Origin of the sequence: Psychrobacter cibarius (genome assembly GCF_904845955.1) — a bacterium.
GTDB classification, from domain to species: Bacteria; Pseudomonadota; Gammaproteobacteria; order Pseudomonadales; family Moraxellaceae; genus Psychrobacter; species Psychrobacter cibarius_B.
In genome coordinates this window covers 1-1,112 of sequence record NZ_CAJGYX010000032.1, presented here as the reverse complement: position 1 = coordinate 1,112, position 1,112 = coordinate 1, and the positions used below count along the sequence as shown (strand labels likewise).

The 1,112-nt window shown below is 47.6% G+C and carries 1 protein-coding gene; it reads right to left on the bottom strand.

The genetic code is table 11. From position 1 onward, the window contains the following. Window positions 1-1,112 (bottom strand): aconitase family protein (locus tag JMV76_RS14630; RefSeq protein ID WP_265090323.1); only part of this gene is annotated, 1,112 nt, incomplete at both ends.

The following is a 1,112-nucleotide window of genomic DNA, read 5'->3' as shown; positions in this document are numbered from 1 at the left end:
CGCACCATCTGGCATGAGACCATCTTTTGGTTCTGGTAGCTTCTCATCAGCGCCATGAGCGATACCTTTTGCAACCAAATCAGTTGTCGATACACGTGCATGCGGGCGAGATGGGCCTGCCAGATTGCGCACGACCGCAGATAAATCAAATTCAAGTACACGTGCGTATTCGGCCTTTTCCATGCCATCAGCCCATAAACCCACTTGCTTGGCATACTGCTCAACCAGTTTAATCTGATCTTCACTACGACCAGTTAGGCGTAAGTAATCGATGGTTTGCTCATCGATATAGAACATGGCAGCAGTTGCGCCATACTCAGGCGTCATGTTGGAGATAGAAGCACGGTCACCAACACTCAGCTGACGTGCACCTTCACCAAAGAATTCAATATAGGTAGAGACAACGCCTGCATCACGTAAAAACTCAGTCATCGCAAGTACGAGATCCGTACCAGTAATGCCTTTTTGCAACTTGCCAGTTAATTTAACACCAACGTAATCTGGTAGGCGCATATAAGACGGGTTGCCTAGCATAACGCTCTCAGCTTCCAATCCGCCAACACCGATAGAGATAACGCCAAGCGCATCGACCATAGGCGTATGGCTATCTGTACCGACTAAAGTATCGGCAAAGGCTACTTGTTCACCGGCTTTGTTTTGGACGACTTGGACGACAGGCGACATTTTTTCTAGATTGATCTGATGCATGATGCCGTTACCGGGCGGTACGACGTTGACATTATCAAAGGCATACTGGCACCAATTGATAAAGTGAAAGCGATCATCGTTACGGCGCTCTTCGATAGCACGGTTTTTCTCAAAAGCGTTTTCCTCAAAGCCGGCATGTTCAACGGCTAGTGAATGGTCAACAATTAATTGCGTTGGCACGATTGGATTCACTTTAGACGGATCGCCACCTTGCTCAGCGATGGCATCACGTAGACCTGCCAAATCGACAAACGCGGTCTGACCTAAGATGTCATGACAAACCACGCGGGCAGGGTACCAAGGAAAATCTAAATCTTGTTTGCCCTCAATATGTTGTTTTAAAGCAGCTGTTAGCTCTTCTGGTGGGCAACGACGTACCAAGTTTTCACATAGTACTTTTGAGC